The sequence below is a fragment of the Pseudomonas sp. Q1 genome, from assembly GCF_009935975.1.
Classification (GTDB): Bacteria; Pseudomonadota; Gammaproteobacteria; order Pseudomonadales; family Pseudomonadaceae; genus Aquipseudomonas; species Aquipseudomonas palleroniana.
In genome coordinates this window covers 1-25583 of sequence record NZ_QODI01000017.1, presented here as the reverse complement: position 1 = coordinate 25583, position 25583 = coordinate 1, and the positions used below count along the sequence as shown (strand labels likewise).

26 protein-coding genes are annotated in these 25583 nt (G+C 60.2%); 15 read left to right on the top strand and 11 right to left on the bottom strand.

Annotation, left to right across the window (positions count from 1 at the left end; all coding sequences use genetic code 11):
• Window positions 1-64 precede the first annotated feature (64 nt).
• From DK870_RS23830 to ispD, 5 genes are all read left to right on the top strand, one after another.
• Window positions 65-1696 carry a CTP synthase gene (locus tag DK870_RS23830; protein ID WP_090366385.1) on the top strand — a complete coding sequence of 544 codons (1632 nt, stop codon included), beginning with the start codon at window positions 65-67 and terminating at the stop codon, window positions 1694-1696.
• Between the two features lie 5 nt (window positions 1697-1701).
• On the top strand, window positions 1702-2547 hold the full coding sequence (gene kdsA / locus DK870_RS23825; RefSeq protein WP_161549850.1) for a 3-deoxy-8-phosphooctulonate synthase: 846 nt from the start codon (window positions 1702-1704) through the stop codon (window positions 2545-2547).
• A 157-nt stretch (window positions 2548-2704) separates the two neighbouring features.
• Window positions 2705-3994 carry a phosphopyruvate hydratase gene (gene eno, locus DK870_RS23820; protein WP_060754053.1) on the top strand — a complete coding sequence of 430 codons (1290 nt, stop codon included), beginning with the start codon at window positions 2705-2707 and terminating at the stop codon, window positions 3992-3994.
• A 184-nt stretch (window positions 3995-4178) separates the two neighbouring features.
• The gene (gene ftsB, locus DK870_RS23815; RefSeq protein WP_057723188.1) at window positions 4179-4457 is read left to right on the top strand and encodes a cell division protein FtsB; all 279 of its coding nucleotides are present in this window, start codon (window positions 4179-4181) and stop codon (window positions 4455-4457) included.
• Window positions 4454-5161 (top strand): 2-C-methyl-D-erythritol 4-phosphate cytidylyltransferase, encoded by a 708-nt coding sequence (gene ispD / locus DK870_RS23810; protein WP_060754054.1) that lies wholly within the window; start codon window positions 4454-4456, stop codon window positions 5159-5161. Before ftsB ends, ispD begins: the two co-directional genes overlap by 4 nt.
• A 113-nt stretch (window positions 5162-5274) precedes the next feature.
• Here the strand turns inward: ispD and DK870_RS23805 are convergent, their stop codons facing one another.
• Window positions 5275-6171 (bottom strand): LysR substrate-binding domain-containing protein, encoded by an 897-nt coding sequence (locus tag DK870_RS23805; protein ID WP_161549849.1) that lies wholly within the window; start codon window positions 6169-6171, stop codon window positions 5275-5277.
• Window positions 6172-6279: 108 nt separating this feature from the next.
• Between DK870_RS23805 and DK870_RS23800 the strand changes: the two genes are divergently transcribed.
• The 8 genes from DK870_RS23800 to rpoS all read left to right on the top strand — a co-directional run bounded on the left by DK870_RS23800 (window position 6280) and on the right by rpoS (window position 13412).
• Window positions 6280-7392 carry an S-(hydroxymethyl)glutathione dehydrogenase/class III alcohol dehydrogenase gene (locus tag DK870_RS23800; RefSeq protein WP_025855143.1) on the top strand — a complete coding sequence of 371 codons (1113 nt, stop codon included), beginning with the start codon at window positions 6280-6282 and terminating at the stop codon, window positions 7390-7392.
• 8 nt (window positions 7393-7400) lie between these two features.
• Window positions 7401-8246 (top strand): S-formylglutathione hydrolase, encoded by an 846-nt coding sequence (gene fghA / locus DK870_RS23795; protein ID WP_161549848.1) that lies wholly within the window; start codon window positions 7401-7403, stop codon window positions 8244-8246.
• Between the two features lie 54 nt (window positions 8247-8300).
• On the top strand, window positions 8301-8774 hold the full coding sequence (gene ispF / locus DK870_RS23790) for a 2-C-methyl-D-erythritol 2,4-cyclodiphosphate synthase (protein WP_161549847.1): 474 nt from the start codon (window positions 8301-8303) through the stop codon (window positions 8772-8774).
• Entirely contained in the window at window positions 8771-9829 is a 1059-nt protein-coding gene (gene truD / locus DK870_RS23785) for a tRNA pseudouridine(13) synthase TruD (protein WP_161549846.1), read from the top strand. Before ispF ends, truD begins: the two co-directional genes overlap by 4 nt.
• The gene (gene surE / locus DK870_RS23780) at window positions 9817-10566 is read left to right on the top strand and encodes a 5'/3'-nucleotidase SurE (protein ID WP_161549845.1); all 750 of its coding nucleotides are present in this window, start codon (window positions 9817-9819) and stop codon (window positions 10564-10566) included. The genes truD and surE overlap by 13 nt, the downstream gene beginning before the upstream one ends.
• Before the next feature lie 41 nt (window positions 10567-10607).
• Window positions 10608-11243, top strand: a complete 636-nt coding sequence (locus DK870_RS23775) for a protein-L-isoaspartate(D-aspartate) O-methyltransferase (protein ID WP_169850588.1) — start codon at window positions 10608-10610, stop codon at window positions 11241-11243.
• A gap of 209 nt (window positions 11244-11452) precedes the next feature.
• A complete protein-coding gene (locus DK870_RS23770; RefSeq protein WP_060754060.1) occupies window positions 11453-12292 on the top strand; it encodes a peptidoglycan DD-metalloendopeptidase family protein in 840 nt (279 codons plus the stop codon).
• A 106-nt stretch (window positions 12293-12398) separates the two neighbouring features.
• Window positions 12399-13412, top strand: coding sequence for an RNA polymerase sigma factor RpoS (gene rpoS, locus DK870_RS23765; RefSeq protein ID WP_090366377.1), 1014 nt, complete (start codon window positions 12399-12401; stop codon window positions 13410-13412).
• A 200-nt stretch (window positions 13413-13612) separates the two neighbouring features.
• Here the strand turns inward: rpoS and DK870_RS23760 are convergent, their stop codons facing one another.
• On the bottom strand, window positions 13613-13822 hold the full coding sequence (locus DK870_RS23760) for a cold-shock protein (RefSeq protein ID WP_002554837.1): 210 nt from the start codon (window positions 13820-13822) through the stop codon (window positions 13613-13615).
• A 402-nt stretch (window positions 13823-14224) separates the two neighbouring features.
• Between DK870_RS23760 and dcd the strand changes: the two genes are divergently transcribed.
• A complete protein-coding gene (gene dcd / locus DK870_RS23755; protein ID WP_016973172.1) occupies window positions 14225-14791 on the top strand; it encodes a dCTP deaminase in 567 nt (188 codons plus the stop codon).
• Window positions 14792-14898: 107 nt separating this feature from the next.
• Window positions 14899-15105: a hypothetical protein gene (locus DK870_RS23750; RefSeq protein ID WP_060754062.1), complete on the top strand. Its 207-nt coding sequence runs from the start codon at window positions 14899-14901 to the stop codon at window positions 15103-15105.
• 16 nt (window positions 15106-15121) lie between these two features.
• On the opposite strand, the gene pdeM is transcribed toward DK870_RS23750, so the two are convergent.
• The 9 genes from pdeM to DK870_RS23705 all read right to left on the bottom strand — a co-directional run bounded on the left by pdeM (window position 15122) and on the right by DK870_RS23705 (window position 25356).
• Window positions 15122-15772, bottom strand: coding sequence for a ligase-associated DNA damage response endonuclease PdeM (gene pdeM, locus DK870_RS23745; RefSeq protein ID WP_161549844.1), 651 nt, complete (start codon window positions 15770-15772; stop codon window positions 15122-15124).
• Window positions 15772-18252 carry a ligase-associated DNA damage response DEXH box helicase gene (locus DK870_RS23740; protein WP_161549843.1) on the bottom strand — a complete coding sequence of 827 codons (2481 nt, stop codon included), beginning with the start codon at window positions 18250-18252 and terminating at the stop codon, window positions 15772-15774. The genes pdeM and DK870_RS23740 overlap by 1 nt, the downstream gene beginning before the upstream one ends.
• 54 nt (window positions 18253-18306) lie before the next feature.
• The gene (locus DK870_RS23735) at window positions 18307-19071 is read right to left on the bottom strand and encodes an ABC transporter ATP-binding protein (RefSeq protein WP_060754065.1); all 765 of its coding nucleotides are present in this window, start codon (window positions 19069-19071) and stop codon (window positions 18307-18309) included.
• A gap of 13 nt (window positions 19072-19084) precedes the next feature.
• Entirely contained in the window at window positions 19085-20203 is a 1119-nt protein-coding gene (locus DK870_RS23730; protein WP_161549842.1) for a succinylglutamate desuccinylase/aspartoacylase family protein, read from the bottom strand.
• Between the two features lie 26 nt (window positions 20204-20229).
• Window positions 20230-20940 (bottom strand): ABC transporter permease, encoded by a 711-nt coding sequence (locus DK870_RS23725; RefSeq protein ID WP_060754067.1) that lies wholly within the window; start codon window positions 20938-20940, stop codon window positions 20230-20232.
• Window positions 20937-21665, bottom strand: a complete 729-nt coding sequence (locus DK870_RS23720; RefSeq protein WP_060754068.1) for an ABC transporter permease — start codon at window positions 21663-21665, stop codon at window positions 20937-20939. The genes DK870_RS23725 and DK870_RS23720 overlap by 4 nt, the downstream gene beginning before the upstream one ends.
• A 59-nt stretch (window positions 21666-21724) precedes the next feature.
• Entirely contained in the window at window positions 21725-22504 is a 780-nt protein-coding gene (locus tag DK870_RS23715) for a transporter substrate-binding domain-containing protein (RefSeq protein ID WP_060754069.1), read from the bottom strand.
• 216 nt (window positions 22505-22720) lie between these two features.
• The gene (locus tag DK870_RS23710; protein ID WP_161549841.1) at window positions 22721-24355 is read right to left on the bottom strand and encodes an ATP-dependent DNA ligase; all 1635 of its coding nucleotides are present in this window, start codon (window positions 24353-24355) and stop codon (window positions 22721-22723) included.
• Window positions 24352-25356: a ligase-associated DNA damage response exonuclease gene (locus tag DK870_RS23705; RefSeq protein ID WP_161549840.1), complete on the bottom strand. Its 1005-nt coding sequence runs from the start codon at window positions 25354-25356 to the stop codon at window positions 24352-24354. The genes DK870_RS23710 and DK870_RS23705 overlap by 4 nt, the downstream gene beginning before the upstream one ends.
• Window positions 25357-25583: the final 227 nt, after the last annotated feature.

The following is a 25583-nucleotide window of genomic DNA, read 5'->3' as shown; positions in this document are numbered from 1 at the left end:
TTCGGCCTTCCTTCGCTTTCCCCGGCGGCTCGGACCGCTTTAACGCAGACTTCTAGGGTTTTTCATGACGCGCTACATATTCGTCACGGGCGGTGTTGTTTCTTCATTGGGGAAAGGCATTGCCTCCGCTTCATTGGCGGCCATCCTGGAGGCGCGGGGGCTTAAAGTCACCATGCTCAAGCTGGACCCGTACATCAACGTCGACCCGGGCACCATGAGCCCGTTCCAGCACGGTGAAGTGTTCGTCACCCATGACGGCGCCGAGACCGACCTGGACCTGGGCCACTACGAGCGGTTCATCCGCACGACCATGACCCAGAACAACAACTTCACCACCGGCCGTGTCTACGAGCACGTGCTGCGCAAGGAGCGCCGTGGTGACTACCTGGGTGCAACCATCCAGGTGATCCCGCACATCACCGACGAAATCAAGCGCCGCATCATCAAGGGTGCAGGCGATGCCGACGTGGCGATGGTCGAGATCGGTGGCACCGTGGGTGACATCGAATCCCAACCGTTCCTCGAGGCGATCCGCCAGTTGCGTTTCGAAGTCGGCGCCAAGCGCGCGATGCTGATGCACCTGACCCTGGTGCCGTACATCGCCACCGCCGGCGAAACCAAAACCAAGCCTACCCAGCATTCGGTCAAGGAACTGCGTTCCATCGGCCTGCAGCCGGACGTGCTGGTATGCCGCTCCGATCACCCGATCGACATTTCCTCGCGCCGCAAGATCGCGCAATTCACCAACGTTGAAGAGCGTGCGGTGATTGGCCTGGAAGACGCCGACACCATCTACAAGATCCCGGGCATCCTGCATTCGCAAGGCCTGGATGATTTTGTGGTCGAGCGTTTCGGCTTGCAGTGTGGCGGCGCGGACCTGTCCGAGTGGGACGCCGTGGTCGACGCCAAGCTCAACCCCGAGCACGAAGTCACCATCGCGATGGTCGGCAAGTACATGGAACTGCTGGACGCGTACAAGTCGCTGATCGAAGCGATGAGCCACGCCGGTATCAGCAACCGTACCAAGGTCAACCTGCGCTACATCGATTCCGAAGACATCGAGAACCAGGGCACTGCGCTGCTCGAAGGTGTCGATGCGATCCTCGTTCCTGGCGGTTTCGGCCTGCGTGGCGTGGAAGGCAAGATCACTGCGGTGCAGTACGCCCGTGAGAACAAGGTGCCGTACCTGGGGATCTGCCTGGGCATGCAAGTGGCCGTTATCGAGTTCGCCCGTAACGTGCTGGGCTGGAAAGACGCCAACTCCACCGAGTTCGATCACAGTAGCGGCCATCCGGTCGTGGGCCTGATCACCGAGTGGGCAGATGCCACCGGCGCCGTTGAAACCCGTACCGAAACCTCCGACCTGGGCGGCACCATGCGCCTTGGCGCGCAGGATTGCCTGCTGGAGCCGGGCTCGCTGGTACACGACTGCTATGGCAAGGACGTGATCGTCGAGCGTCACCGTCACCGCTACGAGGTGAACAACAACCTGTTGCCGCAGATCAAGGAAGCCGGCCTGAAAATCTCCGGTCGCTCCGGTGACGGCGCGCTGGTTGAAGTGGTCGAAGCACCGGATCACCCATGGTTCGTCGCTTGCCAGTTCCACCCTGAGTTCACCTCGACTCCGCGTGACGGTCACCCGTTGTTCAGCGGTTTCGTCAAGGCAGCACTGACGCAACATCAGAAGAAGGCGTAACCCTGATGGCCCAGAAGATCATTCGCGTAGGCGACATCGAGATTGCCAACGACAAGCCCATGGTGTTGTTTGGCGGCATGAACGTGCTGGAAAGCCGCGACATGGCGATGCAGGTCTGTGAAGAGTACGTGCGGGTCACCCAGAAGCTGGGCATCCCCTACGTGTTCAAGGCCAGCTTCGACAAGGCCAACCGTTCGTCCGTGACCTCCTATCGCGGCCCGGGCATTGAAGAAGGCATGCGGATCTTCCAGGACATCAAGCAAGCCTTCGGCGTGCCCATCATCACCGACGTCCACGAGCCTGAACAGGCTGCCGTGGTCGCCGAGGTGTGCGACATCATCCAGTTGCCGGCCTTCCTGTCGCGCCAGACCGACCTGGTCGTGGCGATGGCCAAGACCGGCGCGGTGATCAACATCAAGAAAGCCCAGTTCCTTGCGCCCCAGGAGATGAAACACATCCTGAACAAGTGCGTGGAAGCGGGTAACGACCAGTTGATCCTCTGCGAGCGTGGCTCGAGCTTCGGCTACAACAACCTCGTGGTGGACATGCTCGGTTTCGGCATCATGAAACAGTTCGAATACCCGGTGTTCTTCGACGTGACCCACGCGCTGCAAATGCCCGGTGGTCGCTCGGACTCCGCCGGTGGGCGTCGTGCCCAGGTCACCGACCTGGCCAAGGCGGGCATGAGCCAGTCCCTGGCCGGCCTGTTCCTGGAAGCCCACCCGGACCCGGACAACGCCAAGTGCGATGGTCCTTGCGCCCTGCGCCTGGACAAGCTGGAGCCGTTCCTGGCCCAGCTCAAGCAGTTGGACGAACTGGTCAAGAGTTTTCCGACGGTAGAAACCGCGTAAGCACCGTTTCTCCGGTAGACTTTCCCTCGTTTTATGCTCAGGCCCGTGGGCCTGAGCCTTGTCGCCTGCAAGCCTGCCCCGTTGTTCCACCCTTGCGGTCGGTCAAAAGTTTTCCTTCAGCTGCGTCGTTTTCGTCAACTTTGGAGTGTTTACAACAATGGCAAAAATCGTCGACATCAAAGGTCGTGAAGTTCTCGACTCCCGTGGCAACCCCACCGTCGAAGCCGACGTGCTTCTCGATAACGGCATCATCGGTAGCGCCTGCGCGCCGTCCGGTGCTTCCACCGGTTCGCGCGAAGCGCTGGAACTGCGTGATGGCGACAAGAGCCGTTACCTGGGCAAAGGTGTACTGAAGGCCGTAGCCAACATCAACGGCCCGATCCGTGACCTGTTGCTGGGCAAGGATCCGGTGGACCAGAAAGCCCTGGATCACGCGATGATCAAGCTCGACGGCACCGAAAACAAAGGCAACCTGGGCGCCAACGCCATCCTCGCCGTGTCCCTGGCCGCTGCCAAGGCTGCTGCCCAGGACCAGGACCTGCCGCTGTACGCTCACATTGCCAACCTGAATGGCACTCCGGGTGTGTACTCGATGCCGGTGCCGATGATGAACATCATCAACGGTGGCGAGCATGCCGATAACAACGTCGACATCCAGGAATTCATGGTGCAGCCGGTTGGCGCCAAGACTTTCTCCGATGGCCTGCGCATGGGCACCGAGATTTTCCATCACCTGAAGGCTGTACTGAAGGCTCGTGGCCTGAGCACTGCCGTGGGTGACGAAGGTGGTTTCGCGCCGAACCTGGCGTCCAACGAAGATGCACTGAAAGTGATCTCCGAAGCCGTGGCCAACGCCGGCTACAAGCTGGGCACCGACGTGACCCTGGCCCTGGACTGCGCGGCCAGCGAGTTCTATGAAGACGGCAAATACAACCTGTCCGGTGAAGGCCACGTATTCACTTCCGAAGGTTTTGCCGACTACCTCAAAGGTCTGACCGAGCGCTATCCGATCATCTCGATCGAAGACGGCCTGGATGAGTCCGACTGGGCCGGCTGGAAAGTCCTTACCGACAAGATCGGCGAAAAAATCCAACTGGTGGGCGACGACCTGTTCGTGACCAACACCAAGATCCTGAAAGAAGGCATCGACAAAAAGATCGCCAACTCGATCCTGATCAAGTTCAACCAGATCGGCACCCTGACCGAAACCCTGGAAGCTATCCAGATGGCCAAGGCAGCAGGCTATACCGCCGTGATCTCCCACCGCTCCGGCGAAACCGAAGACTCGACCATTGCCGACCTGGCTGTGGGCACCTCGGCGGGCCAGATCAAAACGGGTTCCCTGTGCCGTTCCGACCGCGTTTCCAAGTACAACCAATTGCTGCGTATCGAAGAGCAACTGGCGGGTAAAGCCAAGTACAACGGTCGCGGTGAGTTTCGCGGCTGATCGCTACTTGATGGTAAAGCATGGTAAAAAGTCGTTGGATTGCGTCGGAAAAACCACGATAGGGTGTTTTTCGACGCTAACCTGATGGCTATCTAGCACAAGCCTGGTCCTTCCAGGCTTCGTGCTATCAGTTGCTGCAAAAGTTTTACATGGCTGGCTTTTTTCACTGGATACCCGGATTTCGATGCGCAGTCCCAATTGGTTATTCCTCGTCTTGCTCTTGTTGCTGGCTGGCCTGCAGTACCGCCTATGGGTCGGTAATGGCAGCTTTGCGCAGGTAGAAGAACTGACCCAGCAGATTGCCGACCAGCACGCCGAAAACGAACGCCTGCTGGAGCGTAATCGCGTCCTTGACGCCGAAGTACTTGAGCTGAAAAAAGGTACGGAGACCGTTGAAGAGCGGGCTCGTCATGAATTGGGCATGGTCAAGGAGGGTGAAACCCTCTACCAGTTGGCCCAATGAGTTACCACCTACCGGCCTTCTGGGCCGTGATTCCTGCCGCGGGCGTCGGTGCCCGTATGGCCGCTGACCGTCCCAAGCAGTATCTGCAACTGGGCGGGCGCACCATTCTCGAACACAGCCTTGGCTGTTTTCTCGACCATCCATCGCTCAAGGGCCTGGTGGTCAGTCTTGCTTCTGATGATCCTTATTGGCCTGAACTGGCGTGTGCAGGCGACGCGCGTATCCATCGTGCGGACGGTGGCTCGGAGCGTTCCGGGTCGGTGCTCAATGCACTCTTGCAACTCAACGCCCTGGGCGCCAGCGACGACGATTGGGTGTTGGTGCACGATGCCGCGCGGCCAAACCTGAGCCGTGACGATCTCGACAAGCTCCTGAGCGAACTTGCGGATGACCCGGTCGGTGGCCTGCTGGCCGTGCCGGCTCGCGATACCCTCAAGCGTGTCGACAAGCATGGGCGGGTGATGGAAACCGTCGACCGCAGCCTGATCTGGCAGGCCTATACCCCTCAGATGTTCCGCCTGGGGGCATTGCATCGTGCGTTGGCCGACAGCCTGGTGGCCGACGCCGTGATCACTGACGAAGCCTCGGCCATGGAATGGTCCGGCCAGGCGCCGCGCTTGATTGAAGGGCGTTCGGACAATATCAAGGTGACCCGGCCAGAGGATCTGGAGTGGTTGCGCTTGCGCTGGGCTAATCGCAGGTAGGCCGCTGGACTGCAGCGGCCCCATCGGGAGCAAGCCCCCTCCCACATTTGAAATGCATTCCAAATGTGGGAGGGGGCTTGCTCCCGATGGCGATAGGTTCAATCACTGATTGTTCAACTGATGTACTCCGGCCTTTCAGCCAGCCCCGCCTTCAAGAAATCGACCAACTTGCGCACCTTCGGCGATAAGTGCCGCTGCTGTGGATACAGAGCCCACACCGCCGTATTCGGCGGCTGATGCGCCTCCAGCAATGACACCAGCGCGCCACTGTGCAAATGCTCAAGCACGTAATAGTCCGGCAATTGGCACAACCCAACCCCTTGCAGCGCCGCATCCAGTACCGCCTGGCCACTGTTGCAACGCCAGTTACCCTGCACCCGTTGAGAAAATTCGCGCCCGTCCTGAGCCAATTGCCAGATATCCGAGCTGCCGATCAGGCAGTTATGCCGACTCAATTCCGACAAGCTATGTGGCCGACCATACCTTGCAAGGTAGGAGGGCGACGCGCACAGGTACATGCGTCGGGGGGCCAGCCGACTGGCGACCATGCGCGAGTCTTGCAGGCGCCCCAGGCGAATCGCCAGGTCGAGGCCTTCGTGCACCAGGTCCAGTTGGCGGTTGGTCAGTTCAATATCCACGCGCAATTGCGGGTACAGCGCCATGAATCGCGTTACCAGCGGCACGATAAACCGTTCGCCGTAAGCCACCGCGCAGGTCATGCGCAACATGCCCTTGGGTTCACTGGTGAGGTCACCCACGGCGCGCAGGGCCTCTTCGCGACCGTCTTGTAAACGCTGGCAGTGCTGCAGGAAGGTCTGGCCGGCTTCGGTCAGGGTGACCTTGCGTGTACTGCGATAGAGCAACCGCGTTTGCAGTCGTTCTTCTAGGCGTGCCACCTGCCGGCTGATATGGGATGACGACACGCCCAGGCGCTCGGCCGCTGCCGTGAACTGGCTGCATTCGGCGACGGCGACAAATTCATCAATGCCTTCCCAACGGTTTTCCAGCATGTTGATTATCCCTGTACAGCAATAAAGTTTTGCTTTTGTCTGGATTATTCATCACCGGGCCATGTTTTACACTCACCGCCTCAGTTTTTAACCCATGGAGAAACCCGGATGATCAAGTCCCGCGCCGCCGTAGCCTTTGAAGCCAAGAAGCCCCTTGAGATCGTTGAAGTGGATGTGGCCATGCCCAAGGCCGGCGAGGTGCTGCTGCGCGTGGTCGCGTCCGGCGTGTGCCATACCGACGCCTACACCCTGTCGGGCGCTGACCCGGAAGGTATCTTCCCGTCGATCCTCGGCCATGAGGGCGGTGCGGTGGTTGAAGCCATCGGCGAGGGCGTGACCTCAGTGGCCGTGGGTGACCATGTGATCCCGCTGTACACGCCGGAGTGCGGCAAGTGCAAGTTCTGCCTGTCGGGCAAGACCAACCTGTGCCAGGCGATCCGCTCCACCCAGGGCAAAGGCTTGATGCCTGACGGCACCACGCGGTTTTCCTACAAGGGCCAGCCGATTTTCCATTACATGGGCACCTCGACGTTCTCCGAGTACACCGTGTTGCCGGAAATCTCCGTAGCCAAGATCCCAAAAGAAGCGCCGCTGGAAAAAGTCTGCCTGCTGGGCTGCGGCGTCACCACCGGTATTGGTGCGGTGATCAACACCGCCAAGGTCAAGCCGGGTGACACCGTGGCGATCTTCGGCCTGGGTGGCATCGGCCTGTCGGCGGTGATTGGCGCGGTCAAGGCCAAGGCGGGTCGTATCATTGCGATCGACATCAACCCGGCCAAATTCGAAATCGCCAAGCAACTGGGCGCCACCGACTGCATCAACCCGAAAGACTACGATCGCCCGATCCAGGACGTCATCGTCGACTTGACCGACGGCGGTGTGGACTTTTCCTTCGAGTGCATCGGCAACGTGCAACTGATGCGCGCCGCCCTTGAGTGCTGCCATAAAGGCTGGGGTGAGTCGGTGATCATCGGTGTGGCCGGTGCCGGCCAGGAAATCGCCACCCGCCCATTCCAGCTGGTCACCGGCCGCGTCTGGCGCGGTTCGGCTTTCGGCGGCGTGCGCGGCCGTACCGAGCTGCCAAGCTACGTGGAGATGGCTCAGACCGGCGAGATCCCGCTGGATACCTTCATCACTCACACCATGGGGCTGGAAGACATCAACAAAGCGTTTGACCTGATGCATGAAGGCAAGAGCATTCGTACCGTCATCCACTTTTGAGGTCGGCCATGAGTCTGGAGAACCTGTCATGCCAGAAGAGCTTCGGCGGCTGGCATAAACGCTACAAGCATCATTCCGATGTCCTCGGCTGCGACATGACGTTCGCAGTCTACCTGCCGCCGCAAGCGGAGCAGGGCGGCAAGCTGCCGGTGTTGTACTGGTTGTCCGGGCTGACCTGCACCGACGAGAACTTCATGCAGAAGGCCGGCGCCCAGCGCATGGCCGCCGAGTTGGGGTTGATCATCGTCGCGCCGGACACCAGCCCCCGTGGGCCGGGTGTGCCCGGTGACCCGGACAACGCCTGGGATTTCGGCCTGGGCGCAGGCTTCTACCTCAATGCCACCCAGGAACCGTGGGCCAAGCACTATCGGATGCATGACTACGTGGTGCAGGAATTGCCGGCGTTGGTTGAAGCACATTTCCCCGCATCGGATAAACGTGGCATCAGCGGGCACTCCATGGGCGGGCATGGCGCGTTGGTCTGCGCGTTGCGCAACCCAGGGCGTTACCTGTCGGTGTCAGCGTTTTCGCCGATCAGCAATCCGATGGATTGTCCTTGGGGGCAGAAGGCTTTCTCGCGTTATCTGGGCGAGGAGCGCTCGAAATGGCGTGAATGGGATGCCAGCGTGCTGATCAGCGAAGCGGTGCAAAAGCTGCCATTGCTGGTGGATCAGGGCGACCGCGACGATTTTCTCGCTGTGCAGCTCAAGCCTGAGGCCCTGATACAGGCGGCGAAGGTGGCCAACCACCCACTGGAGTTGCGCCTGCAGCCCGGCTACGACCATAGCTACTTTTTCATCGCCAGCTTCATCGAAGACCATTTGCGACATCATGGTCGTGCTTTGCTCGGTTAATGTGAGGCAAAAGTAGGTAGAATCACGCCCTGAATTAAATCGGGGCGTTTTTTTATGCGTATTGGCCACGGCTACGATGTGCACCGTTTCGCCGAAGGCGATTTCATCACCCTGGGTGGCGTGCGGATCGCGCACCACCATGGGTTGCTGGCTCATTCCGACGGCGATGTCTTGCTGCATGCCTTGAGCGATGCGTTGCTGGGGGCTGCGGCGCTGGGTGACATCGGCAAGCATTTCCCGGACACCGACCCGACTTTCAAGGGCGCGGACAGCCGTGTTTTGTTGCGCCATGTGGTCGGCCTGATCCACGTCAAGGGCTGGAAGGTCGGCAATGTCGACAACACCATCGTGGCCCAGGCGCCGAAAATGGCCCCGCATATCGAATCGATGCGAGCGTTGATCGCCGCTGACCTGAACATTGAACTGGATCAAGTGAACGTGAAAGCCACCACTACCGAAAAACTCGGGTTTACCGGTCGTGAAGAAGGCATTGCGGTGCACTCCGTTGCGTTGTTGCTGCGCGCATGAACGACCTGCAATTGCTGGGCCCACGGGCCTATGGCGAGGCGTTGGGCCGCGCTGTACTGAAGGCGACGGCTGAAGACTTCCAGGTCGACGAAGTGCTGGATATCCCGCTGACGGGTGACGGCGAGCACCTGTGGTTATGGGTGGAAAAACGCGGCCTGAATACTGAAGAGGCGGCCCGACGCATTGCCAAGGCGGCTGGCATGCCATTGCGCACCGTCAGTTATGCTGGCCTCAAGGACCGTCAGGCGTTGACTCGCCAGTGGTTCAGCGTGCAATTGCCGGGTAAGGCCGACCCGGATATGAGCGTTGCTGAAAACGACACCCTCAAGATTCTCAAGATGACCCGCCACAAGCGCAAGCTGCAGCGCGGCGCGCATTCGGCCAACGGCTTCACATTGCGCCTGACACAACTGGAGGGCGATACCGCCGCCATCGATGCGCGCTTGCAGTTGATTGCGTCGCACGGCATTCCCAACTACTTCGGTGCCCAGCGTTTCGGCCATAACGGCGGCAACGTGGTGGACGCCCGTGAGTGGGCGGCGCGCAAGGCCCTGCCGGAGCAGCGCAATGTGCGCTCGCGGCTGCTGTCCACGGCGCGCAGCTTCCTGTTCAACAAGGTGTTGGCTGCGCGTGTTGCGGACGGTTCCTGGCAGCGTGCCCAAGTGGGTGACCTGCTGGCGTTTACCGACAGTCGCAGTTTTTTTCCGGCGGGGGAGGCTGAATGCAGCGATCCGCGCCTGGCCATTCTGGACCTGCACCCGACCGGGCCGCAGTGGGGCGAGGGTGACTCGCCCGCCACGGGAGCGACCTTTGCCTTGGAGCAGGCGGTCGCCGCCGAGGAAGCCGATCTGCGTGACTGGCTGGTGAATGCCGGTATGAGCCAGGAACGTCGCATTCTGCGACTGCCCATTGGCGGGTTGACGTGGCATTATCCCGCACCTGACATTCTGCAATTGGAATTCGTCCTGCCGGCCGGATGCTTCGCCACTGTCTTGGTGCGCGAGCTTGTTGATCTGGTGCCGGTGGGGCCGACGGACAACCCATGCGTATTCTGATATCAAACGATGACGGTGCCACCGCACCCGGTCTTGCCGCGCTCTATGGTGCGCTGCAGGAGTACGCCGAGTGCGTGGTGGTCGCCCCGGATCAGGACAAGAGCGGCGCCAGCAGTTCGCTGACGCTCGACCGTCCGCTGCACCCGCAGGTTCTGGCCAATGGCTTTATCAGCGTAAACGGTACTCCCACCGACTGCGTGCACCTGGCGATCAACAGTTTGTTGGATCAAGAGCCGGATCTCGTGGTATCGGGCATCAACCTCGGTGCAAACCTGGGGGATGACGTGCTGTATTCCGGCACCGTGGCGGCGGCCCTTGAGGGGCGTTTCCTCGGTCGGACTTCGTTCGCTTTTTCCTTTGCCTCGCGGCAACTGGATAACCTGTCGACCGCCGCCTACTTCGCACGCAAGCTGGTGGAGGCTCATGGTTCCCTGGAGTTGCCGCCGCGTACCGTGCTCAACGTCAACGTGCCCAATTTACCGCTCGATCATATTCGCGGCATCCAGCTCACTCGCCTGGGCCATCGTGCCCGTGCGGCGGCGCCCTTGAAGGTGGTCGATCCGCGTGGCAAGGAAGGGTATTGGATTGCCGCCGCCGGCGACGCCGAAGACGGTGGCCCCGGCACGGACTTTCATGCGGTGATGCAAGGTTATGTTTCGATTACCCCGTTGCAACTTGATCGCACCTTCAGTGATGCCTTCAGTAGCCTCGATGGCTGGCTTGAGGGGCTGCGTTGATGGCGCGTGAACAAGACGACCTGTTGCGCCGTGGCATCGGGATGACTTCCCAGCGTACCCGTGAGCGCTTGATCCAGCGCCTGTACGAAGAGGGCTTGTCCAATGCCCAGGTGCTGGAGGTGATCCGGCGTACGCCGCGGCACCTGTTTGTCGATGAAGCCCTGGCGCACCGTGCCTATGAAGATACCGCGTTGCCCATCGGCCACAACCAGACTATCTCCCAGCCCTATATGGTTGCGCGCATGAGCGAACTGTTGCTGGCGGCGGGGCCGTTGGACAAGGTGCTGGAGATCGGCACCGGTTCCGGCTACCAGACGGCGGTGCTGTCGCAGCTGGTGGAGCGGGTGTTCTCGGTGGAGCGCATCAAGGTGCTGCAGGACCGCGCGAAGGAACGCCTGGTGGAGTTGAACCTGCGCAACGTGGTGTTTCGCTGGGGCGATGGTTGGGAAGGCTGGCCGGCCCTGGCGCCCTATAACGGCATTATTGTCACGGCGGTGGCCACCGATGTGCCGCAAGCCTTGCTGGATCAACTGGCGCCGGGCGGGCGCCTGGTCATCCCCGTGGGTTCCGGTGAAGTGCAACAATTGATGCTCATTATCCGGGAAGACGAAGGCTTTTCTCGGCATGTCTTGGGTGCAGTGCGTTTTGTACCCTTGCTCAATGGCCCGCTGGCCTGATCATTTATTTGCGGGCAGTGAATTCTGTTGGCGGCGATGTGTCTTACGGCGGGGTCTATCGTGTCAACATGATCGGAAGCCGGAATTAAACAGGGTGGATTTTTCGTTTCATCCCTGTGCCGGTATCAATCCAATGCCCAGTTATACTTGCGTCATATTTCAGGCCTGGTACAGGCGTTAACGTTCAGCCACCACAAAGGGAGCGGCGGGTGAGTCTCACAGGTCTTGCGCAGCGTATGAGTAAAACAAGTTTTCAGCGACTGGTGCTTGGCCTTGTCTTGAGTTCCTTATTGGCGGGCTGTTCAAGCTCACCCTCAAGTGGCGCGCGGGTTGTCGATCGCAACGCCAGTTCAGTCCCGCAAAAGCCCATGGTTACCACCGGCCAGTATGTCGTGCGAAAGGGCGACACGCTGTTCTCGATCGCCTTTCGTTACGGGTGGGACTACAAAGCGCTCGCTGCGCGCAACAGTATTCCTGTGCCCTATACGATCCATCCGGGGCAGACCATTCGTTTCGATGGGCGCACCGGTTCCACGCCTACGACAGTTGTGACAAACACTGGATCTTCGCCATCGTCTTCGAGCAAAACCACCATCATCACGCGGCCTGCCGGTACCGCCGCGCCTTCGACGGCGAGCAAGCCGGCACCCGCGCCGTTGCCACCTGCGGGCCCTGCGCCAACGGGTTGGGGATGGCCCTCGAACGGTGTGTTGATTGGAAAATTCTCTTCAAACGGTAGTTTGAATAAAGGCATTGATATCGCCGGGGATTTGGGACAGCCTGTTTTAGCTGCGTCTGATGGGACAGTGGTATACGCCGGGAGTGGTTTACGGGGCTACGGCGAGCTGGTCATCATCAAACACAGCGACACCTACGTCAGTGCCTACGGTCATAACCGCAGGTTGTTGGTTCGGGAGGGGCAGCAAGTCAAAGTCGGACAGACAATTGCCGAAATGGGATCAACTGGCACAGACCGGGTGAAACTGCACTTTGAGATTCGCCGTCAAGGGAAGCCTGTAGATCCGCTGCAATTCCTGCCCCGTCGTTGATGTGTTGCACAGCCTGTTCCCTCACGTAGAAGGAACAGGCTCCAGCGTTGCCAAGGATAAAGGCGTCGCTTGAGCTTGAGGTCGAACTCACCAAAGGACTATAACAATGGCTCTCAGTAAAGAAGCGCCGGAGTTTGACATCGACGATGAGGTTCTCCTTGAAATGGAGATTCTCACCGAGAAGGAATCATCGATGTCGAATCATGAAGGAAACGCACCACCTTCAGTTCGCACCAAATCCAAGAACTCCACAGCGTTAAAGCAACACAAGTACATTGACTACACACGGGCGCTCGATGCGACCCAGCTGTACCTCAATGAAATCGGCTTTTCCCCTCTGTTGACTCCCGAAGAAGAAGTCCATTTTGCGCGCTTGTCGCAAAAGGGCGATCCGGCTGGGCGTAAGCGCATGATTGAAAGCAACCTGCGCCTGGTGGTGAAAATCGCCCGACGCTACGTCAATCGTGGCCTTTCCCTGCTGGATCTGATCGAGGAAGGCAACCTGGGCTTGATCCGGGCAGTGGAGAAGTTCGACCCGGAGCGGGGTTTCCGCTTCTCCACCTACGCCACCTGGTGGATTCGCCAGACCATCGAACGGGCGATCATGAATCAGACCCGCACGATCCGTTTGCCGATCCATGTGGTCAAGGAGCTCAACGTCTACCTGCGGGCGGCACGTGAGCTGACACAAAAACTCGATCATGAACCTTCGCCTGAAGAAATCGCCAACCTGCTGGAAAAACCGGTAGGGGAGGTCAAGCGTATGCTCGGCCTGAACGAGCGCGTATCTTCGGTCGATGTCTCGCTGGGTCCGGATTCGGATAAAACCCTGCTGGACACCCTGACGGATGATCGTCCGACGGATCCTTGTGAGCTGTTGCAGGACGATGATCTTTCCCAAAGCATTGACCAGTGGCTGTCGGAGCTTACGGACAAGCAGCGTGAGGTGGTGATTCGCCGCTTCGGCCTGCGCGGCCACGAGAGCAGCACCCTGGAGGATGTAGGCCTGGAAATTGGGCTGACCCGTGAGCGGGTGCGGCAGATCCAGGTCGAGGGGCTCAAGCGCTTGCGTGAGATCCTTGAGAAAAATGGCTTGTCGAGTGAGTCGTTGTTTCAATAACGCCGTAGCTCGCATGTGAGAGGGGGCTTGCTCCCGATAGCGGTAGATCGGTCACTGGAGGCATTGACTGATGCGCCGCTATCGGGAGCAAGCCCCCTTGCGCATTTTTGTGCCAGGCCTAAAGGGTGGTAAGACCAAATCCCAGGCATAAAAAAACCCCGCTTTTAAAAGCGGGGTTTTTTCGACTAAGTCAGTACAAGTTAGATAACTTGAACTTCTTCAGCTTGCATGCCTTTCTGACCGCGGGTAGCGATGAAAGAAACCTGTTGGCCTTCTTTCAGGCTTTTGAAGCCGTCGGATTGGATAGCTTTGAAGTGTACGAACAGGTCGTCACCGGATTGTGGAGTGATGAAGCCGAAGCCTTTTTCATCGTTGAACCACTTAACGGTACCAGTTTGGCGATTAGACATGGTGTATCTCCTTGGACAAAGTTAACTGCGACTCAGGAAAAGCCCTGGCCGAGACTGAGTGCAAAGAGCAGGAAAAATTCTTGGAGATGGTTGGATCGAAATTCAACATATCGTGTAGAGATTCTCAGTGACACAAGCAACACAGTGGCGCCACCTTAACCCTTTTTCCGGAACGTGCCAATGATATTTCCGTAGGTTTCTCTATTTTCGTGACTGGCGGTGGTATTTACCGTCACCAACGGCGCCAACCCGAGGCCCGGCCCCGCTGGCGGCCGCTTTATACAGGCTTGCAGGTAAGCGCAGGCATCATCAAGAAAAGCCCCACGCCCTTTGAACCCTAAGGCCGGCCCCGGTAAGATGCCCCACAGAATTTCTCCACCTCGTTATTTCAGGACACCCGCCATGAGCATCAAATCGGACAAGTGGATTCGCCGCATGGCGCAAGAGCACGGCATGATCGAGCCCTTCGTAGAGCGCCAGATGCGTGGCGAAGGCGCCGAACGCCTGATCTCGTACGGGGTTTCCAGCTACGGCTACGACGTGCGTTGCGCTGACGAATTCAAGGTGTTCACCAACATCAATTCGGCGACCGTCGATCCGAAAAACTTCGACGAGAAAAGCTTCGTCGACATCAAGAGCGACGTGTGCATCATTCCGCCGAACTCCTTCGCCCTGGCGCGCACCGTGGAGTTCTTCCGCATTCCACGCGACGTGTTGACCATCTGCCTGGGCAAAAGCACCTACGCCCGTTGCGGCATCATCGTCAACGTGACGCCGCTTGAGCCTGAGTGGGAAGGGCACGTCACCCTGGAGTTCTCCAACACCACCACCTTGCCAGCGAAGATCTACGCCAACGAAGGCGTGGCGCAGATGCTGTTCCTGCAATCCGACGAGGCCTGCGAAGTGTCTTACAAGGACCGTGGGGGCAAGTATCAGGGCCAGCGTGGCGTTACTCTCCCACGCGCTTGATCGAAAGCTCTTACACGTAAAGGGAATTAGTCCGCGGGAAGTGACTCTATTAGGTGTACAGCCTCGGCGTGTGTAAAACGCGCCGGGCCATGCTTGAGGAGTGCTTTATGAAGATCGACCCGCGAATCAGCGCCGAACTTGCCCGGCTGGAGCCCAACCAGATTGGCGTTCTAGCCTGGTCCCTGATGGCCGACCCTGCTTATGCGGGCGGTATCCCTGGCCAACCTGACCCAGACTCTCCGCAGCCTGATGAGCCGAATGAGCCGGCTGGCGTTCCACCTCACGATGAGCCGCCACCTGTGCCGGTGGCATGAGCCTTGTGGTCGGTTCTCAGCGAACTGGCCATACGTCCTGATCGGCTATGACGAAAACCTGTGCATCGTCGCTCGAAGACACGGGGTAACCGCCGGTAAATGCGCCAAAAGCCGGCAATAGGCTGATCCGCTTGCCAATCTGGAAGCATGCCAGGCGCAGACTTTGCCGGCCCTTGCCGCGCAAGCGATAAACCGGGTGCACGTGCCCCGCCAGTACATGGTGGCTGGCATGGGCGTCCGGTTCGTGCTGCAGGGCAAACGGCCCCATCAGCAGCGGCTCCGCGACTACTTCGATGCGCAGGTCGGCCGGAGGGTCACCCGCCCGCTTATCGTGATTGCCCCGAATCAACGTCAGGCTCAACTCGCGATGGCGCTCACGCCAGGCCCTGAGTACGCCCAGCGTGCTGCTGGCGTGTGAACCGGGCCCATGCAGGAAATCTCCCAGAAAGATCACCTGTTCACAGGCAAAGGCTGCCAGCAGTTGGTCCAGCTTCGTCAGGTTTTCTTGGGTGGTGCCTTGTGGCACCGGCTGGCCGAGGCTGCGATAAGCCGACGCCTTGCCGAAATGCGCATCGGCAATCAACAGGCAGCGGCGCGCAGGCCAGTAGATCGCTTTGTCAGCCAGCAGCCACAATTCTTGTTTCTCAAGGGTTATCGAGCAAACCATCAGCGCTTCCCGTTATCCGCGACCTTTTCCAGGTCCTTCACCATCCGCGCAATACGCTCCGAAAGTTTTTCCGAACTCATGCTTTCGCGCATGCGTTCGACCAATAGGGGAAAGGCCAGGGGCGACGGCCGTTCGATAAGGTGCAGGTCAAGTTGCAGTGCGGACAAATGCAGCAACGTCTCTTCCAGCCGATGAATATCCAACTCATCACGCAGGACTTCTTCGCCGGCCTGGCTCAGTAGCAGGTTCTGCGGGTCATATTGCTTGAACACTTCGAAGAACAAGCCACTGGAAGCCTGCACCTGGCGCGTGCTTTTTGGCGCACCAGGATAGCCGGCGAATACCAGTCCGGCGATGCGGGCGATCTCGCGAAAGCGGCGCAGGGCCAGTTCCCCGGCGTTCAGGCTGGCCGCCACATCCGCCAGCAGGTTTTGCGGGCTCAGCAATGCGGGGCAGAGCAAACCTGGCCAGTCCAGAGGCGTGGCACTCAACAGTTCCAGCCCATAATCATTGACCGCAATCGAGAACGTCACCGGTTGCTGTTGGCTGACCCGCCACGCCAGCAGGCTCGCCAAGCCCAAATGCACTTGGCGCCCGGCAAAGGGATAGAGAAACAGGTGCCAGCCTTCGCGCGACTTCAACGCCTCTGCCAGCAGGTGATTGCGTGTGGGCAGGCCCGACCAGCGCAGCTGGGTTTGCAACAAGGGTTGTACCGCTTGCATTTCCGGCCCGTCGAAATGCCCGTGCGCCGCCGCATCAAAACGCTCGATCACCGCCTGGGCCAGTTCATTGGAAAGCGGCATGCGCCCGCCATTCCAGCGCGGTACCGCAGCTTTTTTGGCGGTGCTGCGCTTGACATAGGCGGTCATGTTTTCCACGCGCACCAACTCCAACAGCCGCCCGGCAAACAGGAAGCCATCCCCCGGTTTGAGCCGAGCAATAAAACCCTCTTCCACGCTGCCCAGGTGCTTGCCGCCGCCGCCCTTGCTCCAGAACTTCAACTGGATGCTCGCGTCACTGACGATGGTGCCCACGCTCATGCGATGCCGCCGCGCCAGGCGCGCGTCGGGAACGCGCCAGATGCCGTGCTCATCCGGCTCCACCCGGCGGTAATCCGGATACGCCGTCAGCGACAGCCCGCCATGGCGCACAAAGCCCAAGGCCCAGGCCCAATCCTCATCGGTGAGGTTGCGGTAAGCCCAGGCTCCCTGTACTTCGGCCAACAAGGCCTGCGGGGTGAAGCCGCCGCCCAGGGCCATGCTCACCAAATGTTGTACCAGCACGTCCAAAGGCTTTTCAGGCGATTGGCGCGCTTCGATGCGTCGCTGGGCGATTGCGTCCTGGGCGGCGGCGGCTTCCACCAGCTCCAGGCTATGGGTGGGCACCAGCGTCACCCGCGATGGGCGGCCGGGTGCATGGCCGGAACGCCCGGCGCGCTGCATCAGGCGCGCCACGCCTTTGGCCGAACCGATTTGCAGCACACGCTCCACCGGCAGGAAGTCCACGCCCAGATCCAGGCTGGAGGTGCAGACCACTGCCTTGAGCTGGCCGTCTTTCAAGGCTCGCTCGACCCAGTCGCGGGTCTCCCGGGACAGTGAGCCGTGGTGCAGGGCAATCACACCGGCCCAGTCCGGGCGGGCGTCCAGCAGCGCCTGATACCAGATCTCCGACTGTGCCCGCGTATTGGTAAACACCAGGCAACTGCTGCTGGCGTCGACTTCGGCGACCACTTGCGGGAGCATTTTCAGGCCGATATGCCCGGCCCAGGGAAAGCGCTCGGCGATGGGGGGCAACAAGGTGTCGATTTTCAGTAGCTTGGCCGTTTGCCCCTGCACATTGATCCCGTCGCCGTGTGGGACCAACACCTCAAGCGCGTGGGCTTGGTTCCCCAAGGTGGCTGAGATGCCCCACACCATTAATTCCGGATGCCAGCGGCGCAACCGCGCCAGCGCCAGTTGCAACTGCACGCCGCGCTTGTTGCCGATCAGTTCATGCCACTCATCCACCACCACCATGCGCAAGTGCGCCAGGCTCGTTTCGCTGTCGGCGCGGGCGAGCATCAGGGTCAGGCTTTCCGGGGTGGTCACCAGCGCGGTGGGCTGGCGTCGGGTCTGGCGTGCGCGCTCGCTGCTGCTGGTATCACCGGTACGCAGGCCGACACTCCAGGGAATCTGCAAGGCCGCAAGCGGCGCTTCCAGGGCGCGTGCCGTATCGGCGGCCAAGGCGCGCATCGGCGTGATCCAGAGGACGGTCAGCGGCGGTGCCGGCACTTTGCGTTTACCCGTCGCGGGCGGGCGCGTGCCGGCGAAGCGATTGAGCGCGGCAAACCACAACGCATAGGTTTTACCGGCGCCGGTGCTGGCGTGCAGCAAACCCGATTGGCCGGCCTTGACGGCAGCCCATACGTCTTTCTGGAAGGTGAACGGCTTCCAGCCCTGGGTGGCAAACCATGTCTTGGCGAAGTCGAGGGGTTTTGCCATGGGGCAGGTGCTCTGGAGGCTCTAAGTCAAAGACCCTCCAGGCGCCCCAAAGGTTTACTTCAAGTTGCCACTCAAGAACTGCTGCAGGCGTTCGCTCTTCGGGTTGCCCAACACGTCTTCCGGCGCACCTTGCTCTTCGACCAGGCCCTTGTGCAGAAACAACACCTGGCTCGACACCTTGCGCGCAAAACTCATCTCGTGGGTCACCATGATCATGGTGCGACCTTCTTCGGCCAGGCCCTGAATCACCTTCAACACCTCACCGACCAGTTCCGGGTCGAGAGCCGAAGTCGGTTCGTCGAACAACATCACCTCAGGCTCCATGGCCAGGGCGCGGGCGATGGCCACCCGTTGCTGCTGGCCGCCGGACAGGAACGCCGGGTACTGGTCGGCCACTCGTGCCGGCAAGCCCACCTTGTCCAGGTAGCGACGGGCGCGGTCTTCGGCGTCCTTCTTGCTGCAGCCCAGCACCCGGCGCGGGGCCATGGTGATGTTTTCCAGCACGCTCATGTGACTCCACAGGTTGAAGTGTTGGAACACCATCGCCAGGCGCGTGCGCAAGCGTTGCAGTTCGGCGTCATCGGCCACGCGCATGCCGTGGCGGTCGCTGACCATGCGGATCTGTTGACCATCCAGGGTCATGGCGCCGTCATTGGGCGTCTCCAGGAAGTTGATGCAGCGTAAAAAGGTACTTTTGCCGGAGCCGCTGGCGCCGATCAGGCTGATCACGTCGCCGGTCTTGGCCTTGAGCGAAACACCTTTGAGCACTTCATTGTCGCCATAGCTTTTATGCAGGCCTTCAACAGTCAATTTGTACATGGAGCGTGCATCCTCAAGGCGAAAGTAGGTAGCCACTGCGGTAGGCCTCAATGCCGGCGACATGGCTGATCACCATCCCGGCAGTGGCCATCCGCCGTAGCGAACGGGCGTAAAGCAGGCCGGCGTTTTTACAATGCACGGGTGTTACGCGGTCGGTAATGGGGTCGATGATTTCGGCGATCAGTTGCCCGGCTTCCAGGTACTCACCGGGCAGGGCGCTGAACACCAGCAGGCCGCCGACCGGCGTGGCCACAGGCTCCACACCTGCCAGCGGAGTGGCCGGGTAGGGCAGTTCGGGCAGTGGCGCGATGTCACCTTCAATCGCACCGAAGTGAATCAAGTAGTCGATGATCGCCTGGCAGTCGAGGGCCGCGAGGCCGTGATTGACGTCGCCCTGGCCACGCAACTCGACGGTCACCGAGAAGCTGCCCATGGGAATCGGGAAGCGCTCGCCAAAACGTTGCTGCAACTGCCACCAGACCAGGGTGAAACACTCATCGAACGACTGCCCACCGGAATCGGTGGCGAGCAGGTTGGCCTCCGAGCCGAGATAGCGCGCCAACGGCTCCACCTGCGGCCAGGCTTGCGGGGTGGTGTACAGGTGCGCCACGGCTTCGAAATCGCAATGCAGGTCGAGCACCATGTCGGCATCGCAGGCCAGGCGTTGCAGCACCAGGCGTTGGCAGTGCAATTGGGTGTCGGCTGTTTGCGCGGCGAGGGCGCCGCGCAGCGCGGTGCGGATCAGCTCGAGGTTGTGCTGTGGGTCATCCCCGAGCCGCTCCTCGATCTGGTTGCCCACTTCGTCACTGAGGTCGACAAACCGGCGGTTGAAGTTCTGCCCGCTTTCCAGTTCGTAGCGACCCAGGGGCGTGTCCATCAGCACCTGTTCCAGGCCCGCCGGGTTGGCAATGGGTACCAGCACGATCTCACTGCGCAGGCGGCCGGCCGCTTCCAGTTGCCCCAGGCGCGCCTTGAGGTGCCAGGCCACCAGCATGCCCGGCAGCTCATCGGCGTGCAGCGATGACTGGATGTAGATCTTGCCTTCAGCCTGTTCCGGGCCGAAGTGAAAACTGTGAATCTGCCGCGCCGTGCCTGGCACCGGTGCGATCAGATCATGTACCTGATGTCGCATGACTGCTCCTACACATGAAAAGCGGCTTAATGGCTGGGGCCCAGGAAGGCCAGCCAACGGCGCTCCGCCAGACGAAACAGACCCACCAGGGCAAAGGTCACAGTCAAGTAGATCAGTGCAGCGATACCGAATGATTGAAAGGTCATGTAGGTGGCCGAGTTGGCATCCCGGGCCACCTTGAGAATGTCGGGCACCGTTGCAGTGAAGGCCACCGTGGTCGAGTGCAGCATCAGGATCACTTCATTGCTGTAATACGGCAACGAACGACGCAGGGCCGAGGGCATGATCACGTAGGCATATAGCTTCCAGCCGGTAAGGCCGTAGGCTTTGGCGGCTTCGACTTCGCCATGGGCCATGCTGCGGATCGCTCCGGCGAAAATCTCGGTGGTGTAGGCGCACGTGTTGAGGGCGAAGGCGAGGATGGTGCAGTTCATCGCATCGCGAAAAAATGCATCCAGTACCGGCTGCGCGCGCACGGCCGCGATGCTGTAGATGCCGGTGTAGCAAATCAGCAACTGGATATACAGCGGCGTGCCGCGGAACAGGTAGGTGTAGAACTGCACCGGCCAGCGCACCCAGCGCTTGGATGATACGCGGGCGATGGACAGCGGGATCGACACCAGAAAACCGAAGACCAGCGACAGGCTCAGCAACCACATCGTCATCGCGAGCCCGGTGATGTGCTGGCCGTCGCTGTACAGGAAGGGCCGCCAGTATTGCTGCAGAAGTTCGATCATCGCACGGCCTCCCGGGACCCAGCGGAGTAGCGACGTTCAAGCCGACGCAGGACGAAGTTGGAAGCGCTGGTGATCAGCAGGTAGATCAACGCGGCAAGCACCAGGAAATAGAACAGTTGATAGGTACTCTTGCCGGCATCCTGGGCCGCCTTGACCAGGTCCGCCAGGCCAATGATGGAGACCAGCGCGGTGGCCTTGAGCATCACCATCCAGTTATTGCCGATGCCCGGCAGGGCAAAGCGCATCATCTGCGGGAAGGTCACGTAGCGAAACCGTTGCCCGCGCTTGAGGCCATAAGCGGTAGCCGCTTCCAACTGCCCACGGGGCACGGCGAGGATGGCGCCGCGAAAGGTCTCGGTAAAATAGGCACCGTAGATGAAGCCCAGGGTAATGACCCCGGCGCTGAATGGGTCGATCTCGATGTAGTCCCATTCCATGAAGTCGGTAAAGCCGGTCAGCCAGATTTGCAGGCTGTAGAAAATCAGCAGCATCAGCACCAGGTCGGGCACGCCGCGAATCAGGGTGGTGTAGAGCTGGGCGGGAATGCGCAACAGGCGCACGCTGGACAATTTGGCGCTGGCGCCGAGCAGGCCCAGCAGGACACTGACGGCCAGGGAGGCGACCGACAGTTTCACGGTCATCCACGTACCTTGCAGCAACAGCGGGCCGAACCCCTTCAAACTGAAGGCACTGAGCCCCAGGGTTTGTAAAAGATCTTCAAACATGAATTCAGGACCTATGGCGATAAAAAAGCGCCCACCTGAAAACGGTGGGCGCCAGGGTGTTATTTACCGCTGTACAGGTTCAGATCGCCGAAGTGTTTCTTCTGGATGGTGGCGTAGGTGCCATCATCGTGTAACGCTTTGATACCTTTATCGAGAAGCGCCTTCAGCTCTTTGTTACCTTTTTTGATACCGACCGCAGTTTTAGACGGCAGCAATGGGTCGTCGATAGGCTTGCTGACTTCGTAGCCAGCGCCCGCCGGCGACTTCAGGAAGCCCAGTTCGGCTTGCAGCATGTCTTGCACCGAAGCGTCGAGACGCCCGGAGGTCAGGTCGGCGTAGACCTGGTCCTGGTTGGCGTAGGCTTTGGTGGTCACACCGGCTTTATCCAGTACGGCCTTGGCGTAGGCTTCCTGGATGGTGCCTTGCTCGTAGCCTACGGATTTGCCCTTGAGGGATTCAGGCGTGGAGAAGTTCGCGCCTTTCTTGAACACCAGCGAGGTCGGGCCGGAGAACAGTTCGCTGGAGAAATCGATCGCCTTTTCACGGGCTTCAGTCACGGTCATGGAGGAAATCACGCCATCGAACTTGTTGGCGTTGAGGCCTGGAATCATGCCGTCGAAGTCACTTTCCACCCACTTGCACTTCACTTTCAGCTCGGCGCAGATCGCATTGCCCAGGTCGATATCGAAGCCCACCAGGCTGCCGTCGGCGGCCTTGGACTCGAATGGTGCGTAGGACGGATCGACACCAAAACGCAATTCCTTGTATTCCTTGGCCAGCGCGGTACCAGCAGCCATGCACAGAGCCAGTGCAGAAAGGGTCAGCAATGCTTTTTTCATTATGTATTCCCTGGAAACCAAGATAAGCGCTTGTGGCGCGTTTAGGACTGTTACTGAACGGTGTCAGACGGATCACAAGTAGCAATTTCTGCACCATAGTTCCGGATGATCGGTTTAAAAGGTGGGATAAGGGAGTTGTGAGTGTAGGATATGCCCGAAAATGGGCATTGAATTTTCAATGCACCATCTTGGAACGTATGCGGTTGGAAATATCTGTCAGCTGAGCAAGTCTTGCAGGATGACCAGGGTGTCAGCCTCGTCCACCGACTTATCCTGCCGCCACCGCAACATCCGTGGAAAACGCACCGCGATGCCACTCTTGTGCCGTTTGGACAAGGCGATCCCCTCAAACCCCAGCTCAAACACCATGCTCGGCGTCACGCTGCTGACGGGACCGAATTTCTCTACTGTGGTTTTGCGCACGATCGCATCGACCTTGCGCATTTCTTCGTCGGTCAGCCCCGAATAAGCCTTGGCGAATGGCACCAATGTGCGTTCCGTGCCCGGCGGGCCGTCCCACACCGCAAAGGTGTAGTCGCTGTACAGGCTGGCGCGCCGTCCGTGACCGCGCTGGGCATAGATCAACACCGCGTCGACGCTGAAGGGGTCGACTTTCCATTTCCACCACACGCCCATGTCCTTGGTGCGACCCACGCCGTACAGGCCATCACGCGCCTTGAGCATCATGCCTTCCACGCCGAGGCGGCGAGAATCTTCGCGTTGCTCGGCCAACTGCGCCCAATCAGTGGCCGTCAGCAAGGGCGAGGGCAACAGCACGGGGCTGTTGCACTGAGCAATGACCTGCTCAAGTTGGCTGCGCCGCTCGGCCTGGATGTGGTTGCGCCAGTCGTGGCCCTGGTATTCCAGCAGGTCGTAGGCCAGCACGGCGACGGGCGCGTCCTCAAGGACTTTTTTGCTCAGGGTTTTGCGGCCGATACGCTGTTGCAGCAAGGCAAAGGGTTGCACCGTGTCCTTCCACACCACGATTTCGCCGTCGATCACCGTGCCATCCGGCAGGCTACCTGCGAGGCTGTGTAGCTCGGGAAAGCGCTCGGTGACCAGTTCTTCGCCGCGTGACCAGATCCATAACCGACCCTCGCGCTTGACCAACTGCGCGCGGATGCCGTCCCACTTCCACTCCACCTGCCACTCGCTGGGTGAGCCAAGCAGCGCGTCGAATTGCTCGAGCGGTTGCGTCAACCCGTGGGCGAGAAAAAATGGATAAGGCTGCCCGCCGCGTTGCGCATGTTCGTCGGATGATTCGGCGGCGATCAGCTTGAGGTAGCCTTCGGCGGTCGGTCGGTTGGACAGGTCGGTGTAGCCCACCAGGCGCTGGGCCACGCGTTTACTGTCCAGGCCGGCCATGGCGGCGAGGGCCCGGGTGACCAGCAACTTGGAGACGCCGACACGAAAGCTGCCGGTGATTAACTTGATGCAGACCATCAAGCTTGGTTGATCCAGTTGCGCCCACAACGCGGGCAGGCGTTCAGTCAGCTCTTCCGGCGGCAGGCCGCGCAGGGGCAGGAGCTTGTCTTCAAGCCACGTCGCCAGGCCGTCCTCTGAGGTGTAGGCGGATTCCGGTAATAGCAAGGACACCGTCTCGGCCAGATCGCCCACCGACTGGTAGCTTTCTTCGAATAACCAAGGCTCGATCCCCGATGCTTGCGTGGCCATGTCCCGTAGCAGGCGTGTGGGTACCAGTTGCCGTGGCCGGCCGCCGGATAAAAAGTACACGGCCCAGGCGGCGTCTGCCGGCGATGCCTGCACAAAATAGGCTTGCAGCGCCGCGAGCTTGGCGTTGCTAGAGGTCGTGGCGTCGAGGTTGGCGTACAGCTCGGCAAAGGCTTTCATGCCGTGGCCTCTTCTTCGTCATCGCCATATTCGGTAGTGAAACCCTGGGCATCCAGGCCTTTTTCCCTCAGGTAGCGCACCAATACGTCGACGGAGCCGTGGGTGACCATCACCCGTTCGGCGCCGGTTTGCTCGATGGCCCACAGCAGGCCGGGCCAATCGGCGTGGTCCGACAATACAAAGCCCCGATCGACGCCGCGCCGCCGCCGGGTCCCCCGCAGGCGCATCCAGCCGCTGGCGAATGCATCGCTGTAGTCGCCGAAGCGGCGTATCCAGCTGCTGCCACCTGCGGAGGGCGGAGCGATAATCAGGGCCTGACGCAACAGCGGGTCGGTCTTGTTGAAGTCGCCGGCATACAGGGTTTCAGGAATATAAATGCCGGCCTCGCGATACACCCGGTTCAAGGGCTCGACCGCGCCGTGGCTGAGGATGGGGCCGATGCTGGCGTCGATGCCATGCAGAATGCGCTGGGCCTTGCCGAAGGAGTAACAGAACAGCACGCTGGCCTTGCCTTGCGCGATATTCTCCTGCCACCAGTGGTTGATCCCGGCAAAAATCTGCGCCTGCGGCTGCCAGCGGTAGATCGGCAATCCAAAGGTCGATTCGGTGATGAAGGTGTGACAACGCACTGGTTCAAACGGCGCACAGGTGCCATCGGGCTCGACCTTGTAGTCGCCGGACGCCACCCACACTTCACCCTGGTATTCCAGGCGCACCTGGGCAGAGCCGAGCACATGACCGGCCGGGTGGAAACTCAAGGTCACGCCGTGGTGCACCAGTGGCTCGCCGTAGGCCAGGGTTTGCAGGTTGATGTCCTGGCCCAGCCGCGAACGCAGGATGCCTTCGCCGGGTGCGGCCGCCAGATAATGCTGGTTACCGGTGCGGGCGTGGTCGCCGTGGGCGTGGGTGATCACGCAGCGCTCTACCGGGCGCCAGGGGTCGATGTAGAAGTCTCCGGCGGGGCAGTAAAGACCCTCGGGGCGAGCGATGACAAGGTCCATGGACGTGCCGGGGGAGATGGGCTTATCAGGTAGGAGGCGGGCGCGGAAGGATAAGTTCGATCGATTGTAGTGAGCGGGCCCGCCCTAATGCCTGTCAGTTAAGCGACAGAGTGGACGATGGATAACCTGTGGGAGGGGCGGTGCGACGACTCGACTTGCTCCCGATAGGCCGCGCAGCGGCCTCAAAAATGGGCCTGCTACGCAGTCCATCGGGAGCAAGTCGAATC